3 protein-coding genes are annotated in these 2314 nt (G+C 59.6%); 2 read left to right on the top strand and 1 reads right to left on the bottom strand.

Features of this window, described 5'->3' with window-relative positions; all coding sequences use genetic code 11:
- Positions 1-180: hypothetical protein (locus ABX749_RS29930; protein WP_372899261.1), on the bottom strand; the 180-nt coding region annotated here is incomplete at its 3' end.
- Between the two features lie 413 nt (positions 181-593).
- On the opposite strand from ABX749_RS29930, the gene ABX749_RS29925 reads away from it, so the two are divergent.
- Both ABX749_RS29925 and ABX749_RS29920 read left to right on the top strand, forming a co-directional pair.
- Complete coding sequence (locus ABX749_RS29925) at positions 594-2087, top strand: aldehyde dehydrogenase family protein (protein WP_372899260.1); 1494 nt, start codon at positions 594-596, stop codon at positions 2085-2087.
- A 26-nt stretch (positions 2088-2113) separates the two neighbouring features.
- Positions 2114-2314 (top strand): hypothetical protein (locus ABX749_RS29920; protein WP_372899259.1); only part of this gene is annotated, 201 nt, incomplete at its 3' end.

Raw genomic sequence — 2314 nt, 5'->3', positions numbered from 1 at the left:
AGCCGTTTCTTGAGCGGCTGCGTTCATTGCCTGGTCGTATGCTTCTTCCTCGGCAATTTCTTCCGCGGTTTGCGCGTCGGTGGGTGTGAATTCCGCTTCCCCACCGCCACCGCAGCCGGTGATCGAGATGGCAGTAGCGAACAACAAACCAAACAAGGAGAGAGAGAGGGTGCGTTTCATGATCGGTTCAAATGATCTAGCGGAAGGTGAATGACAACAAAGGGAGACGGCAACTGCGACACAGAGGTAGAAGCCGACCGCCACGAAGTCCTGCATCGTCGATTACCGGCTCGGCATTGTCAAGCACTTGCCCCTTACAACTCCCCTGAAGTTCAGTTGTCCACCGTTGCCGTTGGATCTGTTTTTGCAGATTCCCCAGGCCAACGATCCCGTCCAGGCGGGCGCAAGGGTTGACGCTGCGCCCGCGAACGATCGCGAATTCCCATCGCGCCGCGTCGGTTTTTGACAGGTCACACAACGCGTTGTCTGCCATCCTGCTAAACTGAAACTAGGAATGAACCAGCACCGAACGGGCATTCATCGCCCGATCTCGCGCCTACACAACCGTCCCCCTTTTTTTCGAGAGGCCCTCCATGAGCACCGCCATCAAACCTTCACTCCTTCCCGAAGTCGAAGCGTTTTTGGGACGGGGGCGTTTGGCCAGCTTCGTCGGCGGCAAAACGATGGGTTCGGAAAATGACAATAGCATCGCGACGACCGATCCGGGGTCCGGCGAGAAACTCGCCGACGTGGTCGAGCTGACTGCCGAGCAGGTCGACGAGGCGGTCGGCGTTGCCGATGCCGCGTTCAAGCAATCGTCGTGGGCAACGATGCCGGTCAACGAACGCGCCGCTTTGCTGCACCGCTTGGCCGACGCGGTCGAAAAGCACAAAGCGATCATCGGCCAAATCGAATCGCTCGACGCCGGCAAGGTCCAGTCACAGGCTCAAGGCGACGTCCAAAACTTTGCCGACACGATTCGCTACTTCGCCGACATGGCCCAGCATGTGAATCCCCGCACCACGTTGGCGGTCAAAGCCCACGAAGCTTGGACGGTGCGTCAGCCCTGGGGTGTTTGCGCGTTTATCTTTCCCTGGAATTTCCCGTTCCTGTTGATCGGCTGGGGAATCGCCCCCGCGCTGGCTGCCGGTAACACCGTCGTGATCAAGCCCGCCGAAGACACGCCCTTGTCGGCGATCTATCTGGCCGAATTGGCGAAAGAAGTCGGTATCCCCGACGGCGTGATCAACGTGGTCACCGGCGGAGGCGCCACGGTGGGGTCGGCACTTTCAGGCAACACCCAAATCAAACGCATGTCCTTCACCGGTTCGCCCGAAGTCGGACGGCTGGTGGGCGAAGCCTGCGGACGCAACCTGGTTCCCGTCAAATTGGAACTCGGCGGCAAGGGAGCCGCGGTGATTTTCAACGACGTCGATGTCGCCGATACGGCGCAAAAGCTGGCCGGTGCGATCACGTTCCACACCGGACAGGTCTGCTGCGACGCGACACGTTGGTTGGTGCACCAAGACATCTACGACGAATTCGTCAATCAATGCGTGGACCAACTTTCCCAAGTCAAAATCGGCTACCAGCTCGACGGCCAGACGCAAATGGGACCGGTCGTCAACGCCAAACAACGCCAACGCGTGCTCAGCTACCTGGAAAAGGGGCAAGCCGAAGGCGCAGAGTGCCTGCTGCCCGGTGGTGCCGCCCAGGTGGAAGGGTACGACGGACATTTCGTCAAACCGGCCCTGCTTGCCGGTTCGCTCGACAACGTCGCCGCCCAAGAAGAAATCTTTGGGCCGGTCGCTTATCTGGCGCCGTTTGAAAGCGAAAGCCAAGCGATCGAGATGGCCAACCACACCCACTACGGACTGGCCAACAGCGTCTGGACGTCTGACTTGGCACGTGCCGCTCGCGTTGCCGAGTCGATGATCGCGGGCAACAGTTGGATCAACGCCCACAACGTGTTTGCTCACGGGGTACCCTACGGCGGTGTGAACCTGAGCGGAATGGGCGGCGGCGTGCTGTCGTTCGAAACGCTGATGGATTACTACCGCAGCACCTCGGTCGTCCGACCGTTGTGATCTTCCGCGATAATGGACTCCACCTGATGAAACGCTCGGCCCGTTTATTCGCCGCCATGTTGGTTGTTTCGGCCCAGGCCATCACCGTCGCAACGGAACCGGTCCCCGAAACGTCCGCTACCGTCGCTACCGTTCCCGGTTTCAGCTGGGACCGCGTGCCGCTGAACCTTCACTTCGGAAAGCGAACGACGGACTTGACCGATTCGGAAATCGACTATTTGGCCATT

Source organism: Stieleria sp. (assembly GCF_041595215.1).
GTDB classification, from domain to species: domain Bacteria; phylum Planctomycetota; class Planctomycetia; order Pirellulales; family Pirellulaceae; genus Stieleria; species Stieleria magnilauensis.
The sequence above is the reverse complement of the archived record's forward strand: the minus strand, read 5'-3'. Positions and strand labels throughout refer to the sequence as shown.

Bases quoted from the DNA above. Each gene is read 5' to 3' on its own strand.
- ABX749_RS29925 (WP_372899260.1), top strand. From the start codon at position 594: ATGAGCACCGCCATCAAACCTTCACTCCTTCCCGAAGTCGAAGCGTTT.